This window comes from Streptosporangium sp. NPDC048047, assembly GCF_040653115.1.
Taxonomy (GTDB): domain Bacteria; phylum Actinomycetota; class Actinomycetes; order Streptosporangiales; family Streptosporangiaceae; genus Streptosporangium.
The window spans coordinates 1-16,794 of the sequence record NZ_JBEZNH010000036.1 but is presented as its reverse complement, the minus strand read 5'-3'; the positions used below and the strand labels follow the sequence as shown (position 1 = coordinate 16,794).

Sequence of the window (16,794 nt, the reverse complement as noted above, 5' to 3'; positions counted from 1 at the left end):
AAGGAACCTCTGACGTCCGGTCAGGGTGTGGTGGGGGGACGCAGGAAGCCGAGGACCACGTGCCTGGCGATCTGGCTGCCGAAACCGCCCCACGACAGGTCGAACTGGTGATCCGCGTAAGGGATCTCCACGAGCTCGGTTCCGACTCCGGCGCCGGTCAGCCGGGTGGCGAGAGCCCTGGTGTCCTCCGCGGGCTGGAGGATGTCACGTCCGCCCTGTATCAACAGCGTTCGCGGCAGTCCCGCCCGGATGTGATGACGTGGCGACGCGCGGACCCGATCCTCGTCGGCCAGCCGCCATGTCTCCTCGGTGAGCTGCCGCCGTACCGGCTCGGAGAGCCGGAAGGCCGGGGGTATCTCGGCGGTCATGTCGCTCGGCGCGTACCAGGCGATGACGCCGTCCAGCTCGGCTTCGGGCACCTCGCAGGTGGGAGGGAGTTCGGCGGCGGTGGTGTACGCGGCCAGCAGGGCGAGATAGCCGCCGGCCGACTGGCCCATCAGGGTGATCCGTTTCGGGTCGGCGCCGTAACGTCCGGCATTGCGCGCCACCCAGCCGATCGCGCACTTGACGTCGCCGGGAGACGACCGCCAGTCGTAGTCCCGGAAGAAGCGGTAGTCCACGTCGAACACCACGTGGCCGGCGTCGGCCAGCCAGGTGTCCCATCGGGGAAAGGGGCTTTGCGGCGTGTCCTGCGCCCCGCCGTGCACGTTGATCACCACTGGCAACGGCCCCGAAGCCGCCTTCGGGTTCGCCGGTCGCCAGACGTCGAGCATGAGGTCCGTGCCACCCGCTCGCGCGTACCGTACGGTCGCGTCGGGGCCGCGGTCGGCGGTGTCGGACAACCCGTCGAGATAGCCCGCCAGGCTCAGGGGGACATCGTGGTCCTGGGCGGTCCGCCACGCCGAGACCGCCGGGAGGAGGGCGGCGACGAGCACCACCGCGTTCAGCGCGCCCGCGGCCGTCGCGGCCACCCGGCGACCGGTCCGTCCGGCTCCGCCTCCGGAGCGTGGGCGGTCCGTCGGCGGGGCCTCGTGCCCGGCGGACTCCGTCTCCGCGGCGTTCGGTACGGCGGCGGCCCTCCCACGTGCGGCGATCACCGCCAGGACGACGCCCACCAGGGCGAGCGGCACAAGGAGCAGGCTGAACTCCAGTGCCAGAAGGCCCATGGCCCACAGGGACAGGCTGGGCATCGGCAGCAGTGCCGTGCTCGCCGCCGTCGCCGTCACGAGGGCCATGAGCCAGGCCCCCACCAGGGCGAGCCACCGTCCCGCCATCCGCTTACGTGTCCGCTGGTTCATCGTAAAACCTCGTCCACTTTAGAATGCGAACGTATTTAATACTACTGTATTTGATAAGACGTGCGGGAGACTGGACGAGTGCCAAAGGTCGTCGATCACCAGGAGCGCCGTCGTCATATGACGGCCGCCCTGCTGCGCATCACCGAACGCGAGGGCCTCGAAGCGGTCAGCGTCCGTACGGTGGCCGCCGAGGCGGGTTGTTCCGTTGGGGCGGTGCAGCGCTACTTCACCACCAAGGACGAGATGCTGGCCTTCGCCCTGCACGCCGTCGTCACCGCGGAGAGAGAGCGTCTGCGGCATATCCGGCTGGATCCGGCCGGGATGACCTTCCCCGACGCGCTGCGTGCCACGATCATGGAACTGCTGCCGCTCGACGCGCGCAGGCGGGGCGAGGCCCGTGTCTGGGCCGCCTTCTACGCCAGGGCCGTCGTCCATCCCGAGTTCGCCGCATCGATCGAGGAACTGAACCAGGAGGCCCGCGAGAACCTCGGCAGGGTCTTCGGCTACGCCGAGTCCGTCGGCGAACTGCGTTCAGGGATCGACCACGACGCGCTCGCCCGGATCATTCTTTCGATCATCGACGGGCTCATGTGGGCGATCCTCATGAGCCCGTCCGAAGATCCAGGGGTTCATGAGGCGACCGTGGACGCCGCGGTCCGCCTCGTCACCGAGCCGGTCAGGCGGATCCAGGAAGACCTCTGACCTCGCCCTCGACGATTTCGGGTATCTGTCCAGGCCTCGTCATCGCTCGCCGTGCGCCTCGGGCGGGGGAGCGGGGTTTTCCACAGGGGGTTCCCTCGGCCTCCGAGTTGTCCACAGAACGTCGTTCGGCTCCTTCGGCGCCCACCCGCATCGGCGACCCTGGCTTCGCAGGCACCGGGCATGGGGTCCGGTCGCGGCATCCAGGAGGAGACATGGTTCGTTCGCCGAGCTCACCCGCCGCCGGCTCGCTCTCCGGCGGCGTCCGGAGGGGGCCGTTGCGCAGCGTGCCGGCGCTCCCGCCGGGCGGATGGCACGCGCGGTCGCGGCGCTGGGCGGAGAGGTTGTCCGCGCGGGCGCGCAAGGCTCTGGCCCGGCGGACGGCCGCCCTCACCGGCCCAGGCCGTGACCGGGGCATGTCCACCGCGGAGTACGCCGTCGGCACGATCGCCGCCTGTGCGTTCGCCGCACTTCTCTTCAAAGTGGTCACGAGCCCGGAGGTCCAGGAGCTGATCTCCAAACTGATCAACCGAGCGCTGAACGTTGCGGGATGAGCCCGGCGAACGCCTTCGCTCCTCCTCGTCCGAGATCTCGTGCCCGTATCCACCCGAAGCCGGGTGCCCGAGCTCCTCGGCCCGCCGGGCTCCGCCGGTTCACCCGGTCCCGGCGGTCCGCCCGGTTCCACCGGCTTGGGAGGCCGGTCGGCGTCCTCGCCCGCCCGCACCGGTCCGGGGGATCGGTGACCGCCGAGACGGCCGTGGTGCTGCCCGCCGTCGTGGTGGTGCTGGCCGCCGCTCTGTGGGCGGTGGCGACGGTCGGGGCGCAGCTTCAATGCGTCGACGCGGCCCGGGCGGGTGCCCGGGCCGCGGCCCGGGGTGAGCCCGTGGAGCGGGTGCGTGCCGACATCCTCGCCCTCGCCCCGATGGGAGCGGCGGTCAAGGTGGACGTGACCGCGGAGACCGTCCGAGTCGAGGTCGCCGCACATGTCCGGCCCCGCTGGGGTTCCCTGCTCCCCGCCGTCGAGGTCGGCTCGTCCGCCGTCGCCGCCCCGGAGCCCGGAGTCCCTGGAGTTTCCGATATGCCGGGAGCGTCCGGGGGATCCGAGGGGGAGCCGTGAGCCGGGGAGGCACGAACGACCTGACGGGCGACGGGTTGTTTCGCCGCGAGGCCGGAACGGCGGCGCGGAGCAGAGCCGGGCGAGAGCGAGGATCGGCGACGATCTGGGCGGTTGCCGTGATGGCGGCGGTATGGGCCATGGCGGCGGTGATCATGACCGTCGGCGCGGCCAGGGTGGGAAGGCATCGCGCGCAGAGCGCCGCGGACCTGAGCGCGCTCGCCGCCGCCCGGCTGGCCTTCGTGGTTCCCGACCGCGGGTGCACGCGGGCCGAGGCGCTGGCCCGGGCCAATGGCGCGGAGGTCACCGGATGCGTCGTCGGCCAGGACGGCATCGCCGACATCCAGGTGACCTTACGGTTGCCGCTGCCCGGTCTCGGTTTTCGACCGATCACCGCGCTCGCCCGGGCCGGGCCGGTGTACATCGCCGAGTCCCCGGCGGAGTCGCCGGCGGGACCATGAGGCGGCTGATCGGCCGTCCGGCTCCCCCGTCGCACTGGGACCTGTTCCGTGGGTCCTGTTCCGTGGCGAGGACCCACGGAACAGGACCTAGGAACCTGTCCCGAGGGAGAGCAGGACGGCGAGGAGCCGGAGCGCGCCGGCCTTGTCCAGAGGTTCGTTTCCGTTGCCGCACTTGGGTGACTGGATGCACGAGGGGCAGCCGTGGTCGCACTCGCAGGAGGCGATGGCCTCGCGGGTGGCCGTGAGCCAGTCGAGGGCCCGGGCGTAGCCGCGCTCGGCGAAGCCGGCGCCGCCTTCGTGACCGTCGTAGACGAAGACCGTGAGCAGGCCGGTGTCGGGGTGCGACTCGGTGGAGACCCCGCCGATGTCCCAGCGGTCGCAGGTGGCGAAGAGCGGCAGCAGTCCGATGGACGCGTGTTCCGCGGCGTGCGCGGCCCCGCCCAGGTCCAGGCCCTCCTCGGCCAGGGGGGTGACCACGGAGGCGGGCAGCGTCCACCAGACCGCCCGGGTGCGCAGGGTGCGCGGCGGCAGGTCGAGGTCCTCGTCCCCGAGGAGTTCACCGCTCTGGGTGCGGCGTTTGAGATACGACACGACCTGGCGGGTGACCTCCACCGAGCCGAAGTGGAGCTCTCCCGGGCCCAGGGGCCGCGAACGCAGTGACTCGAGGATGGAGATCTCGGTGACGTCCCGGGCGAAGGTCGTGTAGTCCGGTGTTCCCGTCTCCACGAGGGCCACCCCGGCGTCCAGGTCGAGCTCCTCCACCAGGAACGTCTCCCCCTGGTGGACGTACACGGCGCCGGCGTGCACGGTCGTGTGGGCCGAGGGTTCGTCCACGGTGCCGAGCAGCCGCCCGGTGGACGCCTCCACGACCTGGATCGGCGATCCGCCGGCTCCCCGGATGTCGGCGAGGTCGGTGGCCCGTTCCCGCTTGGTCCAGAACCATCCGGTGGTGCGCCGGCGGAGCAGTCCGTCCTCGACGAGGCCGGCGAGCACCTCCTTGGCGGACGGGCCGAAGGTCTCCAGGTCGTCGGGGGTGAGCGGGATCTCGGCCGCGGCGGCGCACAGGTGCGGGCCCAGTACGTAGGGGTTCTCGGGATCCAGCACGATCGCCTCGACGGGCCGGCCGAAGAGGGCCTCGGGGTGGTGGACCAGATAGGTGTCCAGGGGGTCGTCCCTGGCGATGAGCACAGCCAGGGCGTCCTGTCCGTCCCGGCCCGCCCGGCCGGCCTGCTGCCAGAGGGAGGCTCGGGTGCCCGGCCAGCCCGCGATGAGCACGGCGTCCAGTCCGGACACGTCGACGCCGAGTTCCAGCGCGTTGGTCGTGGCCAGCCCCAGCAGCTCACCGGACCGGAACGCCCGCTCCAGCCTCCGTCGGTCGTCGGCGAGATACCCGGCCCGGTAGGCGGCCACCTTGTCCGGGAGATCGGAGAGCCTCCCGCCGCCGGTGGATTCCTCGCCGCCGGTGGATCCCACGCCGCCGGCGTATCTCTCCACGTCGTGGACGGGCCTTCCCGCGTCGGCGGCCAGGTCCTCCAGCCTCGCCCGGGTGGTGAGGGCCACCGACTCGGCGGCGCGGCGCGAGCGGACGAAGGCCAGGGTGCGGACGCCTCCGGTGACCAGGTCGGCGAGGAGTTCGGCGCTCTCCATCGTCGCGGGACGGCGCACGGGGGCGCCGCCCTCGCCGCGCAGTTCGGTCAGGGGCGGCTCCCACAGGGCGAAGGTGGTGGTGCCCCGGGGAGAGGCGTCGGCGGTCACCTCCTCGGCGCGCAGGCCGGTCAGGCGCGTGGCGAAGGCGCCGGGCTCGCTGGCGGTGGCCGAGGAGAGCAGGAAGACCGGGCGGGAGCCGTACCTGGCGCAGACCCGCCGCAGCCGGCGCAGGATCTGCGCCACGTGTGAGCCGAACACGCCCCGATAGCCGTGGCACTCGTCGATCACGACCACCCGCAGCCGCCGCCAGAAGGCCGACCACTGGGCGTGCCGGGGCAGCAGGGTGCGGTGGAGCATGTCGGGGTTGGTGAGGAGGTAGTTGGCGTGCCTGCGGGCCCACGCCCGTTCCTCGAACGAGGTGTCACCGTCGAAGGTGGCCGCGCGCAGCTCCGGCGGGTCGAGCTCGGTCAGCGTGCGCAGTTGGTCGGCGGCCAGCGCCTTGGTCGGCGTCAGGTAGAGCACCGTGCCGCCGTCGAGCACCTCGGAGACGGCCGGAACGAGATAGGAGAGGGTCTTGCCCGAGGCGGTTCCTGTGGCAATGATCACGTTTTGCCCGCCGCGGACCAGTTCGGCCACCTCGATCTGGTGTCGCCACAGGCCGGTGACGCCCAGGTTCGCCCAGCGCGTAACCAGACGTTCGTCCACCCAATCCGGCCAGCTCAGCGGTACGGCGGGGCGCGGAGGGACGTGCTCGACGTGGGTCACGCGGGCACGACGTGCGGGAACGTCGAGCAGGCGGGCGAGCGCGGAGCCCGCCCGAAGCGGCGAAGATGAGAGCGGAGTCACTGGTTTCCAGTCTGGCATCTGTGGGCAGAGTCGCCGGGAATCGTGATTTCGTATAGACACTGAGCGTACGCATGGTTGAATGCCGCGCGTCAGGGCTTGTCGTCTGGGGCCGTCCGGCCCCGGGGAGTCACGCCTGAATCGGTACTTTCGCAGGCAAGGCGCTGGAGGATCTGTGGATCTGAAGTTGGACCACCATTCCGAGGATCGTCTCACCATCGTTGAGGTCGAGGGTGAGATCGATGTCTACACCGCGCCCAGATTGCGTGAGCTCCTGATCGACCTGGTCAACAAGGGAAACTTCCACCTCCTGGTCAACATGGAGAAGGTCGACTTCCTCGACTCCACGGGCCTCGGTGTCCTGGTCGGCGGGCTCAAGCGAGTTCGGGCGCACGACGGCTCGCTGGAGCTGGTCTGCACCCAGGAGCGCATCTTGAAGATCTTCCGGATCACCGGCCTGACCAAGGTGTTCGGGATCTACGCCTCGGTCGATGAGGCCAAGGAAGCTCACGGCCGAGACAAGTAGTCATGGCCACTGTCGAGCTGACGTTCAGCGCTCTTCCCGCCCATGTCCGAACGGCACGCCTGGTCGCCACCGCGATCGCCAGGCGCACCGGAGTGGAGGAGTCGGTGCTGGACGAGGTACGGCTCGCCGTCGGTGAGGCGTGCTCCCGGGCCGTCGAGGCGCACCGCCTTCACTGTCCGGGGGAGCCGATCCGTATCGAGCTCTCCGACGACCTGGGGCGTTTCGAGGTGACCGTCACCGACTCGGCCCCCAGCGACGAGTCGGAGCATGATCGCGGGATATTACGGATCGACGATCCGCTCGGGCAGCTCCCCGACACCCTGATGTCCGGCTTCGGCATCGCGGTCATCGCGGGGCTCGCGGACGATGTCCAGGTCTATCCGAGCCCCAAGGGCATGCGCATCCGCATGAGCTGGCCCGCGGCGCCCAACGGCCTGCCCCGAGTCTGATCCGGGTCCGACCTGGGTCTGGCCGGGTGGTCGCCGAAGGCCCGGTGGTCGCCGGGGCAGACCCGATCCGACGTTCACGGATTCCGGTAGCCGGGTGCCTCACCGGGGCACCCGGCCACCCACGTTCCTGGTCTCTCATTTTCGGCCAAAGCATAATTTTGGCCCCCGAAGACCGAAACATGCTTGAAATCTGGTTTCGGGCTCACCATGTGAGACGAATCGGCCTCGTCAGCGGGCTCCTTGACAAGGTTCGGCCAAACACGCTGTCAATTCGCCGTGCGCGGAGGCTTTATATCCGCAGCCACGCTGCGTAGACTCCCTGGACCGGCCAAGGTTTGTCCTTCGGACCGGCCCGTCAGCGGGTCCGGCCCCCGGAGGAGGTCTGCGGACGCAACCGGAAGCGGCACTGCCAATACCCGGATGTGTGCCGCTTCTGTCGACCATCCACGGCGGCGCACTCCGGGCAGGACGTGAACCCGTCTTGCCGAGGAGAGTCGGATGTCTGTGCTTCGATCAGCCGTTGCCGATGAGCCAGCGGTATCCCTGAGCGGTTCCCATTTCACCATAGTGATCGTCGTGGCCGTCGTGGCCCTGCTGGCGCTCGCCGTAGCGGGTGTCCTGGTGCGGGAGGTGCTGGCCGCCGGCCAGGGCACCGAACGCATGCAGAACATCGCGCGAGCCGTACAGCAAGGTGCCTCCGCCTATCTGGCGCGGCAGTTCCGGACGCTCGCCGTCTTCGTCGTTCTGATCCCCTTCCTGCTGTATCTCCTTCCCGCCCCCTCGACCGGCGCGGCCATCGGCCGGTCGGTCTTCTTCGTCATCGGCGCCGTGTTCTCCGCGCTGACCGGCTTCATCGGAATGTGGCTGGCGGTTCGCGGCAACGTCCGCGTCGCCGCGGCGGCCCGCGAGTCGGGTGAGAAGCGAGCGATGCGGATCGCCTTCCGCACCGGCGGCGTGGCCGGCATGATCACGGTCGGCCTCGGCCTGCTCGGCGCGGCCATCGTGGTCCTGATCTACCGGGGCGACGCGCCCGCGGTGCTGGAGGGCTTCGGCTTCGGCGCCGCACTGCTCGCCATGTTCATGCGGGTCGGCGGCGGCATCTTCACCAAGGCGGCCGATGTCGGCGCCGACCTGGTCGGCAAGGTCGAGCAGGGCATCCCCGAGGACGACCCGCGCAACGCCGCCACCATCGCCGACAACGTCGGCGACAACGTCGGTGACTGCGCGGGCATGGCAGCCGACCTGTTCGAGTCGTACGCGGTCATGCTCGTCGCCAGCCTCATCCTGGGCAAGGTCGCCTTCGGCACCGAAGGACTGGTCTTCCCCCTGATCGTCCCGATGGTCGGCGTCATCACGGCGATCATCGGCATTTTCACCACCGCCCCGCGGAACGGCGACCGTTCCGGCATGAGCGCGATCAACCGCGGCTTCTTCATCTCGGCGATCATCTCGGCGGTACTCGTCGCCGTGGCCGCCTTCGTCTACCTGCCGGGCAGCTTCTCCGAGCTGTCCGGGGTGAGCCCGCAGGTCGCCTCCGTCACCTCCGACCCCCGCCTGATCGCGATCGGCGCGGTGCTCATCGGCCTGGTGCTGGCCAGCGCCATCCAGGTCCTCACCGGCTACTTCACCGAGACGACCCGCCGCCCGGTGCGGGACATCGGCGAGAGCTCGCGCACCGGTCCCGCCACGGTCATCCTGTCCGGAATCAGCGTGGGCCTGGAGTCGGCGGTCTACTCGGCGCTGATCATCGGCGCCGCCGTCTACGGCGCGTTCCTGCTCGGCTTCGGCAACGTCACCATCGCCCTGTTCGCCGTGGCGCTGGCCGGGACCGGCCTGCTGACCACGGTCGGTGTGATCGTGTCCATGGACACCTTCGGACCGGTCTCCGACAACGCCCAGGGCATCGCCGAGATGTCCGGCGACGTCGAGGGGGAGGGCGCCCAGGTGCTCACGTCGCTGGACGCCGTGGGCAACACCACCAAGGCCATCACCAAGGGCATCGCGATCGCCACGGCGGTGCTCGCCGCGACCGCGCTGTTCGGCGCGTTCCGTACGTCGGTCGAGACGGAGCTGGCCAAGGCGTCGGCGGGCGTGCAGGCGGCGCTGGGCAACTTCAAGGTCTTCAGCCTCAGCGTCGACTCCCCGAACGTCCTGGTCGGCCTGATCATCGGCGCCTCGGTGGTCTTCCTGTTCTCCGGCATGGCCATCATGGCGGTCGGCCGCGCCGCCGGACGGGTCGTCTTCGAGGTGCGCGAGCAGTTCCGTACCAAGCCGGGCATCATGGCCGGCACGGAGCTGCCCGACTACGGCAGGGTGGTCGACATCTGCACCCGTGACTCGCTGCGGGAGCTGGCCACGCCGGGTCTGCTCGCCGTGCTCACCCCCATCGCGGTCGGCTTCGCCCTCGGGTACGCCTCCCTCGGCGCCTTCCTGGCCGGGGCCATCGCCTGCGGCACCCTGATGGCGGTCTTCCTCGCCAACTCCGGCGGCGCCTGGGACAACGCCAAGAAGCTCGTCGAGGACGGCCACCACGGCGGCAAGGGCTCCGAGGCGCACGCGGCGACCGTCATCGGCGACACCGTCGGCGACCCGTTCAAGGACACCGCCGGTCCGGCGATCAACCCGCTGATCAAGGTGATGAACCTGGTCGCCCTGCTCATCGCGCCGGCGGTGGTGACCTACGCCGACAACCCGGCGCTGCGGATCGGCGCCAGCCTGGCCGCGGTCGCCGTCATCGTCGGCGCGGTGGTGATCTCCAAGCGCCGGTCGGCGAGCATCGCCCCGGCGGAGGACCGGCCCGCCGACCGGGAGCCGGAGCCGGAGCAGATCTCGCACTGAGGACGGCCTGCCGGCTCCGCCCCCGGAAGGCGGGCGGAGCCGGCAGGACCGGACACGGCCGGCGAATCGGTACGACCCGCGAGCACCGGACCGGCGAATCGGTACGGCCCGCGAGGGCCGGGCCGGGTACGGCCGGCGAGATCCGTGAAGCTCACGAGGGGGTGCGCCGGAGCGGCGCACCCCTTTCACCGAAATGTGCAGCGCGGAAGCCCGGTCCTTCAGGGCCGGGAGGAAGCGCGGGACGGTGCCGCACGTTTGTCTTCCGAATGCATTGAGTTATATCCTCAATGCATGTTGGTGACGGAGATGTTGAAGCTCGCCCCGAGCGCTGAGCAGGCAGCGAGCCTGCTGGCGACGATGCGCGCATGCAACGCCGCCGCCGACCGCGCCGCCGAAGTGGCGTTCGCCCACCGCAGCGCCAACAAGATGGCGGTGCAGAAGCTCGTCTACGCCGACCTGCGGGCCTCCTTCGGCCTGTCGGCACAGATGGCCATCCGGTCCATCGCCAAGGCGTGCGAGGCCTACAAGCGGGACAAGAAGATCAAGCCGACGTTCCGGGAGCTGGGCGCCATCGCCTACGACCAGCGCATCCTCACCTGGAAGGGCCGCGACGCGGTCAGCATCCTGACCCTGTCGGGCAGAACCATCGTCCCGGTGGTCTACCAGGGCCGATGGCTGGCCACCAGCGGTGCCACCATGCGCGGCCAGGCCGACCTCATCTACCGCGACGGGGCGTTCTACCTCGCCGCCGTGATCGACGTCCCCGAACCGCCGCAGGGTCCCGAACCCGACGAGTGGCTGGGCGTGGATCTCGGCATCGTCAACCTCGCCACCGACTCCACAGGGGAGGCCCACAGCGGCAAGGGCGTGCGCGCCGTACGGCGGCGCAACGCCCGACTACAGGCCAAGGGCACCAAGTCCGCCAAACGCCTGCTGAAGAAGCGCCGCCGCGCCGAGTCCCGCTTCACCCGCAACGTCAACCACGTGATCAGCAAGAAGCTGGTCGGCAAAGCCGAAGACACCCGCTCCGGCATCGCCCTCGAAGACCTCGAAGGCATCCGCGACCGGGTAACGGTTCGAAAGGCTCAGCGTGCCGACCTGCACTCGTGGGGCTTCCACCAGCTCCGCGCGTTCGTCACCTACAAGGCCGCCCTCGCGGGCGTGCCCGTGCGCCTGGTGGACCCCCGCGACACCTCCCGCACCTGCCACCGGTGCGGGCACTGCGACAAGCGCAACCGTCCCACCCGGGACGACTTCTCGTGCCTCGGTTGTGGGTTCGCTGGCCCCGCCGACCACAACGCGGCCATCAACATCGCCAGGCGCGGTGCCGACGGCCGGGCAGTGAGTCACGCTGCCGACGACGCGGCCTGAACCGTCGAACCCATCGACGGCGAGGAGCTGCAAGCTCGGTCCTTCAGGCCCGACAAGCTGACGTATGCGAGGTGGTGCGGTGGGAAACTGGACCACATGACTTCTCCACTTCACGCGGCGGGCGGTGGCCAGGCCCCGGACGGGCCGGGCGGCGAGCCGGCTCGATCCCTTCCGGACCCGCGGACCGCGCCGGGGACGCGGACGCGCCGGACCCGCCCGGCGCCCCTCTCCCCGGACCTCACGGAACGGCGGATCTGATGGAACAGCAGCCCTCCGGAGGCAAGACGCTCCTGCTCATCCTGCTGGGGATGGCCGTGGTGTTCGCGGTGATCGTCGGGCTCGCCATCTGGGCGTCGGGGTGACGCCGCGCACGCTGGTCGTCCTCAGGCACGCCGAGGCCGCCACCGTCCCCGGCCTGGCAGACCGTGATCGTCCGCTGACGGCGCGCGGCGAGCACGACGCCCGCGGGGCGGGCGAGGCGCTCACCGATCTGGGGCTGCGCCCCGAGGTGGTGCTGTGCTCGCCCGCGCTGCGCACCCGGCGGACGGCGGAGCTGGCCCTGCCCGGCGCCGACATCAGATTCGAGACGGGCATCTACGAGGCCTATCCGGATGAGCTTCTTGAACTGCTCAGACAGAGTGATCCCGAGGTCCGCACGCTGGCGCTGGTCGGCCACAACCCCGGCGTCCACGAACTCGTCCTGGGCCTCTCCGGCGTGGACGGCGGCGACGGCTTCCCACCCGGCACGTTCGCCGTCCTCGAGACCGAGGACGAGTGGACCGGGCTCGGCGAGGGCCGCGGGGTCGCCCGCTGGTCACCGGGACGGCGCTGAAGGGCCACGCGATCGCCCGGCACTGAGGAAGCACGGCGTCGCCCGGCGGTCACCGGGGCGGTGCCGAAGGGCCGCAGGACCGGCCGCGCTCAGGGCGTCGGCGGGGTGACACCGTCCTCCGCGTCGGCGGCCTCGACCTCGGCGCGCGGGATGCCGAGCAGGTAGAGGATCGAGTCGAGGTAGGGCACGTTGACCGCGGCGTCGGCGGCCTCGCGCACCACCGGCTTGGCGTTGAACGCGATGCCCAGGCCGGCCGCCGAGATCATGTCCAGGTCGTTGGCGCCGTCGCCGATGGCCACGGTCTGGCTGATCGGGATGCCCGCCTCCCGGGCGAAGCGCTCCAGCGCCCGCGCCTTGCCGGGGCGGTCGAGGATCTCGCCGACCACCCGGCCGGTCAGCACGCCGTCCGTCACCTCAAGGGTGTTGGCCGCGGAGTAGTCGATCCCGAGATCCTCGACGAGGGCGTCGGTGAGCTGGGTGAACCCGCCGCTGACGATCGCGAACCGGTAGTCGAGCCGCTTGAGGGTCCGCACGAGCGTCCGTGCGCCCGGGGTGAGCACCAGCTCCTTGCGGACCGTCTCGAAGACCGACTCGGGCAGGCCGGCCAGCAGCGCGACCCGTCGGCGCAGCGACTCGGCGAAGTCGATCTCGCCGCGCATCGCCTCCTCGGTGACCTTGGCGACCTCCGGCAGGCAGCCCGCGTGCGCCGCGAGCAGCTCGATCACCTCGTCCTGGATGAGGGTGGAGTCGACGTCCATCACGATCAGCCGCTTGGCCCTGCGGTACAGGCCGGTCCGCTGCACGGCCACGTCCACCTGGTGCGCGTGCGCGGCGGCGGCGAGGCTGGCTCGCAGCATGTCCGGGTCGGCGCCGGAGACGGACAGCTCGATGCTGGTCACCGGGTAGTTGGACAGGCGCTCGATGCGGTCGATGTTGGCCCCGGCCGCGGCGATCCGGCCCGCGATGCCGGCCATCGCGGCGGGTTGCAGGGGCGAGCCGAGGACGGTGACGTGGAGCCGCCCGCGCCGCCGCTTCTCCTGCGGGTCGGTGCCGGTGGTCAGCTCGACGTGGAGGCCCATGTCCTCGGCGATGGCCTCCACGGCGGTCCACATGGCGCCGAGAGTGCCGCCGGTGCCGGTCGGCGGGCCTCCGGAGTAGGCGACGAGGACGCCGAGGGTGAGCCGGCTGCGGATGACGACCTGCTCGATGTCGGCGACGACGACGGGGAAGCCGGCGAGGACGGAGAAGAGCCGGGAGGTGACGCCCGGCCGGTCCGGCCCGGTCAACGTGATCAGGAGCGTGCGCTGGTTCATCGCCATCTACGCTACTTGGCTGGGGAAAATGCCGTGGATGCGGTTCACCATACGGACGCCTGGAGTTCGCCCCCCCGCCTTACGACCGGAAAGGCCCCCGCCTTCCGGCGGGGGCCTCCCTGTCCGATCGTCGCGCGGCGGCGCGGGTCAGCGCACGACGCGCGTGCTGTGCCGCTTGCCGTAGAGCCAGCTCTTGACGCCGAGACGCTCCAGTTCCTCGCGGCTCAGGTTCTCCGCGCCGTTGGGCACGTCGAAGGCCAGAACGCCGAGGGTGGTCTTCAGCGTGCCCTTGGCGCTCTTCTTGACCTTCATCTCGAAGGTGAAGGAGACCGAGTCCCCGACCTTCATGGTCTTGTCGACCGCGCAGAAGGCGAACTGGTCCTCGCTGGCGCACGCGCTCTTCTTGGGACCGTAGTAGGACCACTTGCCGGTGACGTCGACGCCCTTGGGGGCGCCCACCACGATGTAGTACTCCCCGGCCTTGGACTCGTAGGGGCCGGTGTTGGTGGCCTTGAGGGTGTAGGTGATCTTCCCGCCGGGACGGACCTTCGCCGAGGCCGAGCCCTTGACGGCGAAGACCGAGAACGGGTCGTCGGCCTTCTTGGCCGCGGAGACGGTGGAGGCCGCGGCGGGGGCGGTGGAGGCCGCGGTGGCCGCGGTGGCGGGGGCGGCGAACAGCATCGCGCCCGCGAGCGGGCCGGCCACGGCGAGGGTGACGATCTTGGAGATCGGGTGGCGCATTAAACGTCTCCCAGTAGAGGGGGGAACGGGGATATCGCACGTTCCCCGTGAAAGTCCAAGATTTTTACCACATTCTGCGGGAAATAGGGAATGGAATATGGAGACCCCGGGGGCCCATTGATGTATCCGCGGTGAACCGGCGGGACCCCGGAACCCCCGCCGGGGCGCCGGAACCCCTGTCGTCCCTGGGCTTACAGGTCCCCGAAGGCCGATTCCCCGGCCCATTCACCAGCCGTTTCCTCCCGGTCCTGAACCGTTCCAAGGCCGGAACCGTACGGCGTGCCCCATCGCCGGACGGGCGGTCACGACGGACCGGGCGCCCGCGATTTCCCCGCTCCCGGGAATTCGTTTCCGGCCGGAGGCGGCCGGGGACGACCGCCGCGGCCGACGGTGATCGGGGTGCCGGGCCGACGACGGCGCCAGCGGATGATGCGGATGATTCAGACGGCGTCAGCGGATGATGAGGTGCAGGTCGCCGAACTCGTGCCACAGGTAGCCCTCCCCGAGGGCCTGCGCGTAGGAGCGGGAGAGCAGTTCGTCACCGGCGAGCGCGGACAACATCAGCAGGTGGCTGGAGCGCGGCTCGTGCAGGCCGGTCACCAGGCCGTCCACGACCCTCACCCCGGACCGCGGGGTGACGAGGTGGGTGGTCCAGCCGTCCGCGGCCCCGATCAGGCCCCCGGACAGGGCGGCCGTCTCCAGTGCCCGCACCACGGTCGTGCCCACCGCGATCACCCTGCCCCCGGCCTCACGCGCGGACGCGACCTGCCGCGCGGTGGTCTCCGGCACCTCGAACCTCTCCGGGTAGGGCGGCTCGTCCGCCTCCGGTGAGGCGACCCCGGTGTGCAGGGTGATCGGCGCGACGCCGATCCCGCGTGACACCAGCTCGGTCACCAGGGCGGTGGTGAACGGCCGTCCGGCGCTCGGCATCTCCGCGCTGCCGGGCCGCAGGGCGAAGACCGTCTGGTAGTCGGTCAGCGGCCAGTCCCGGCCCACGTAGGAGTAGCGGATCGGCACGCCGTACCGGCGCAGGTAGCCGAGGACCTCACGGTCCAGCCGGGCACGCCACAGGCGCGGCGTCCGTCGCTCCAGGAGGTGCAGCGTGGCCCCTCCGGGGAGCGGCAGCCACTCGCCGGGCACGCCGCCCGGGTACGGCTCGCTCGCGCCGGTCCCGCGGTCCGCCCGGACCGTCACGCCGCTCGCCGCACCGCCGTCCGCCCCACCGCCGCCCGCCGTTCCCGTTCCCGTGCCCGTGCCCGTGCCGCCGGCCGTCTTCCCGGCGGGCCGGCCCGTACGGCGGCGCAGCTCCACCAGCCAGGTCCCGTCCTCGCACTCGGTCGAGAAGTGCACCGCGAGCCGGTCGAGCCGGACCGCCGCCGGGAGCGTGGCGGAGTTGTTGACCACCAGCAGGTCGCCGGGCTCCAGCAGGCGGGGCAGGTCGGTGAACCTGTGGTGGCCGATCTCCCCGGTGCCGCGCCGCGAGACCAGCAGCCGTACACCGTCACGGGCCAGTCCTCGCGCCTCGGGCGGCTCATGGGCCTCCAGGCCGTCGGGGAGGGTGAAGTCGTGCGCGCCGCCGAGGAATCCGTCCGGGAGCGTTACGTCGTGCGCGCCGCCCGTGTGGCCGTCCGGGAGGGTGACGTCGCCCGCGTCGCCGGAGCGTCCGTCCGGGATCGCGATGTCGTGCGCGCCGCTCATGAGTGGCTCACCCGCCCGCTCGGCGGACGCTCCGCCACCAGTCGCCGCAGCGTGGGGACCACCGTCTCCGGCGGGGAGGCCGCCGCCGCCTCCTGTTCGCCGACCGCGTCGGAGAGCATGGCCGTGCTCATCTCGCCCGGGTCCACCCACCAGACGGCGACGTCCGGCTCCTCGGCCGCCAGGACGTTGGAGAGCTGCTCCAGGGCCGCCTTGGTGGCGCCGTAGCCGCCCCAGCCCTCGTACGCCTCCACGGCGGCGTCGGAGGTGATGTTGACGATCGCGCCGCGCCGCCCCCGCAGGCCCGGCAGCGCCGCCTGGACCAGTGCCAGCGGGGCCAGCACGTTGGTCCGGAACAGGTCCTCAAGCTCCCCGAGCGGGTAGCGGGACAGCGGTGGCAACGGGACCGCACCCAGCCCCGAGGCGTTGTTGACCAGCAGGTCCAGCCCGCCGTGGTCCTCCGCGGCACGGGCCAGCCGCTCCCGGTGGGCCGGGTCGGCGACGTCCCCGGCCAGGGCGAGGGCGCCGAGGTCGCCGGCCGCGGAGCGCAGCGCCTCCTCTCCCCGCGCGGTGAGGATGAGGCGCCAGCCGTCGGCGGCCAGGGAGCGGGCCAGTGCCAGCCCGAGCCCACGGGAGGCGCCGGTGATGAGTGCTGTCTTCGTCATGTCCCCGACGCTAGGAACCGGCCTCGCGCCGCACATCGGCCACCGGCCGCAGGACCCCGCGGGCCGATGGTCCTAGGGCCTGTACGGGGTTGAGATCAGTGGGATTCGCCTGCGCGATGGTTTGTCGTCCTGGTAGGCCATCGTCATGGCGCGTGGAGACCTCACCGATGACGAATGGTCCTTGATCGATCCTCATCTGCCCTTGGGTGAGCGCGGTCCGATCCCGGACCTGCGGCAGCAGTTCAATGCGGTGATGTGGCGGTTTCGTACCGGCAGTCCGTGGCGGGACCTGCCCGCCGAGT

General features: G+C 71.1%; 16 protein-coding genes. 10 read left to right on the top strand and 6 right to left on the bottom strand.

Features of this window, described 5'->3' with window-relative positions:
* Positions 1 to 20: 20 nt before the first annotated feature.
* A complete protein-coding gene (locus AB0D67_RS26340; protein WP_362941184.1) occupies positions 21 to 1,298 on the bottom strand; it encodes an alpha/beta hydrolase in 1,278 nt (425 codons plus the stop codon).
* 78 nt (positions 1,299 to 1,376) lie between these two features.
* On the opposite strand from AB0D67_RS26340, the gene AB0D67_RS26335 reads away from it, so the two are divergent.
* The 4 genes from AB0D67_RS26335 to AB0D67_RS26320 all read left to right on the top strand — a co-directional run bounded on the left by AB0D67_RS26335 (position 1,377) and on the right by AB0D67_RS26320 (position 3,572).
* Positions 1,377 to 2,000, top strand: coding sequence for a TetR family transcriptional regulator C-terminal domain-containing protein (locus tag AB0D67_RS26335; RefSeq protein WP_362941181.1), 624 nt, complete (start codon positions 1,377 to 1,379; stop codon positions 1,998 to 2,000).
* A gap of 212 nt (positions 2,001 to 2,212) precedes the next feature.
* Positions 2,213 to 2,551 (top strand): DUF4244 domain-containing protein, encoded by a 339-nt coding sequence (locus AB0D67_RS26330; protein WP_362941178.1) that lies wholly within the window; start codon positions 2,213 to 2,215, stop codon positions 2,549 to 2,551.
* 185 nt (positions 2,552 to 2,736) lie between these two features.
* Positions 2,737 to 3,114: a TadE family type IV pilus minor pilin gene (locus AB0D67_RS26325; protein WP_362941175.1), complete on the top strand. Its 378-nt coding sequence runs from the start codon at positions 2,737 to 2,739 to the stop codon at positions 3,112 to 3,114.
* A complete protein-coding gene (locus tag AB0D67_RS26320; RefSeq protein WP_362941172.1) occupies positions 3,111 to 3,572 on the top strand; it encodes an Rv3654c family TadE-like protein in 462 nt (153 codons plus the stop codon). Before AB0D67_RS26325 ends, AB0D67_RS26320 begins: the two co-directional genes overlap by 4 nt.
* An 87-nt stretch (positions 3,573 to 3,659) precedes the next feature.
* Here AB0D67_RS26320 and AB0D67_RS26315 read toward each other — a convergent pair whose 3' ends face one another.
* Positions 3,660 to 5,984, bottom strand: coding sequence for a DEAD/DEAH box helicase (locus AB0D67_RS26315; protein ID WP_362941169.1), 2,325 nt, complete (start codon positions 5,982 to 5,984; stop codon positions 3,660 to 3,662).
* Between the two features lie 253 nt (positions 5,985 to 6,237).
* On the opposite strand from AB0D67_RS26315, the gene AB0D67_RS26310 reads away from it, so the two are divergent.
* The 5 genes from AB0D67_RS26310 to AB0D67_RS26290 all read left to right on the top strand — a co-directional run bounded on the left by AB0D67_RS26310 (position 6,238) and on the right by AB0D67_RS26290 (position 12,078).
* Entirely contained in the window at positions 6,238 to 6,588 is a 351-nt protein-coding gene (locus tag AB0D67_RS26310) for an STAS domain-containing protein (RefSeq protein ID WP_030916965.1), read from the top strand.
* A 2-nt stretch (positions 6,589 to 6,590) separates the two neighbouring features.
* A complete protein-coding gene (locus AB0D67_RS26305) occupies positions 6,591 to 7,037 on the top strand; it encodes an ATP-binding protein (RefSeq protein ID WP_362941166.1) in 447 nt (148 codons plus the stop codon).
* A gap of 498 nt (positions 7,038 to 7,535) precedes the next feature.
* On the top strand, positions 7,536 to 9,875 hold the full coding sequence (locus AB0D67_RS26300) for a sodium-translocating pyrophosphatase (RefSeq protein WP_362941163.1): 2,340 nt from the start codon (positions 7,536 to 7,538) through the stop codon (positions 9,873 to 9,875).
* 291 nt (positions 9,876 to 10,166) lie between these two features.
* On the top strand, positions 10,167 to 11,246 hold the full coding sequence (locus AB0D67_RS26295; RefSeq protein ID WP_362941160.1) for a transposase: 1,080 nt from the start codon (positions 10,167 to 10,169) through the stop codon (positions 11,244 to 11,246).
* Between the two features lie 358 nt (positions 11,247 to 11,604).
* Positions 11,605 to 12,078 carry a histidine phosphatase family protein gene (locus tag AB0D67_RS26290; protein WP_362941157.1) on the top strand — a complete coding sequence of 158 codons (474 nt, stop codon included), beginning with the start codon at positions 11,605 to 11,607 and terminating at the stop codon, positions 12,076 to 12,078.
* Positions 12,079 to 12,167: 89 nt separating this feature from the next.
* On the opposite strand, the gene serB is transcribed toward AB0D67_RS26290, so the two are convergent.
* The 4 genes from serB to AB0D67_RS26270 form a co-directional block, all read right to left on the bottom strand.
* Positions 12,168 to 13,391 carry a phosphoserine phosphatase SerB gene (gene serB / locus AB0D67_RS26285; protein WP_362941154.1) on the bottom strand — a complete coding sequence of 408 codons (1,224 nt, stop codon included), beginning with the start codon at positions 13,389 to 13,391 and terminating at the stop codon, positions 12,168 to 12,170.
* Positions 13,392 to 13,538: 147 nt separating this feature from the next.
* Positions 13,539 to 14,132, bottom strand: a complete 594-nt coding sequence (locus AB0D67_RS26280) for a hypothetical protein (protein WP_362941152.1) — start codon at positions 14,130 to 14,132, stop codon at positions 13,539 to 13,541.
* A 450-nt stretch (positions 14,133 to 14,582) separates the two neighbouring features.
* The gene (locus tag AB0D67_RS26275; RefSeq protein WP_362941149.1) at positions 14,583 to 15,830 is read right to left on the bottom strand and encodes an S-adenosylmethionine:tRNA ribosyltransferase-isomerase; all 1,248 of its coding nucleotides are present in this window, start codon (positions 15,828 to 15,830) and stop codon (positions 14,583 to 14,585) included.
* Positions 15,827 to 16,492: an SDR family NAD(P)-dependent oxidoreductase gene (locus AB0D67_RS26270; RefSeq protein ID WP_362941146.1), complete on the bottom strand. Its 666-nt coding sequence runs from the start codon at positions 16,490 to 16,492 to the stop codon at positions 15,827 to 15,829. Before AB0D67_RS26270 ends, AB0D67_RS26275 begins: the two co-directional genes overlap by 4 nt.
* A gap of 145 nt (positions 16,493 to 16,637) precedes the next feature.
* On the opposite strand from AB0D67_RS26270, the gene AB0D67_RS26265 reads away from it, so the two are divergent.
* A partial coding sequence (locus tag AB0D67_RS26265; RefSeq protein WP_362941333.1) for a transposase occupies positions 16,638 to 16,794 on the top strand: 157 nt, incomplete at its 3' end.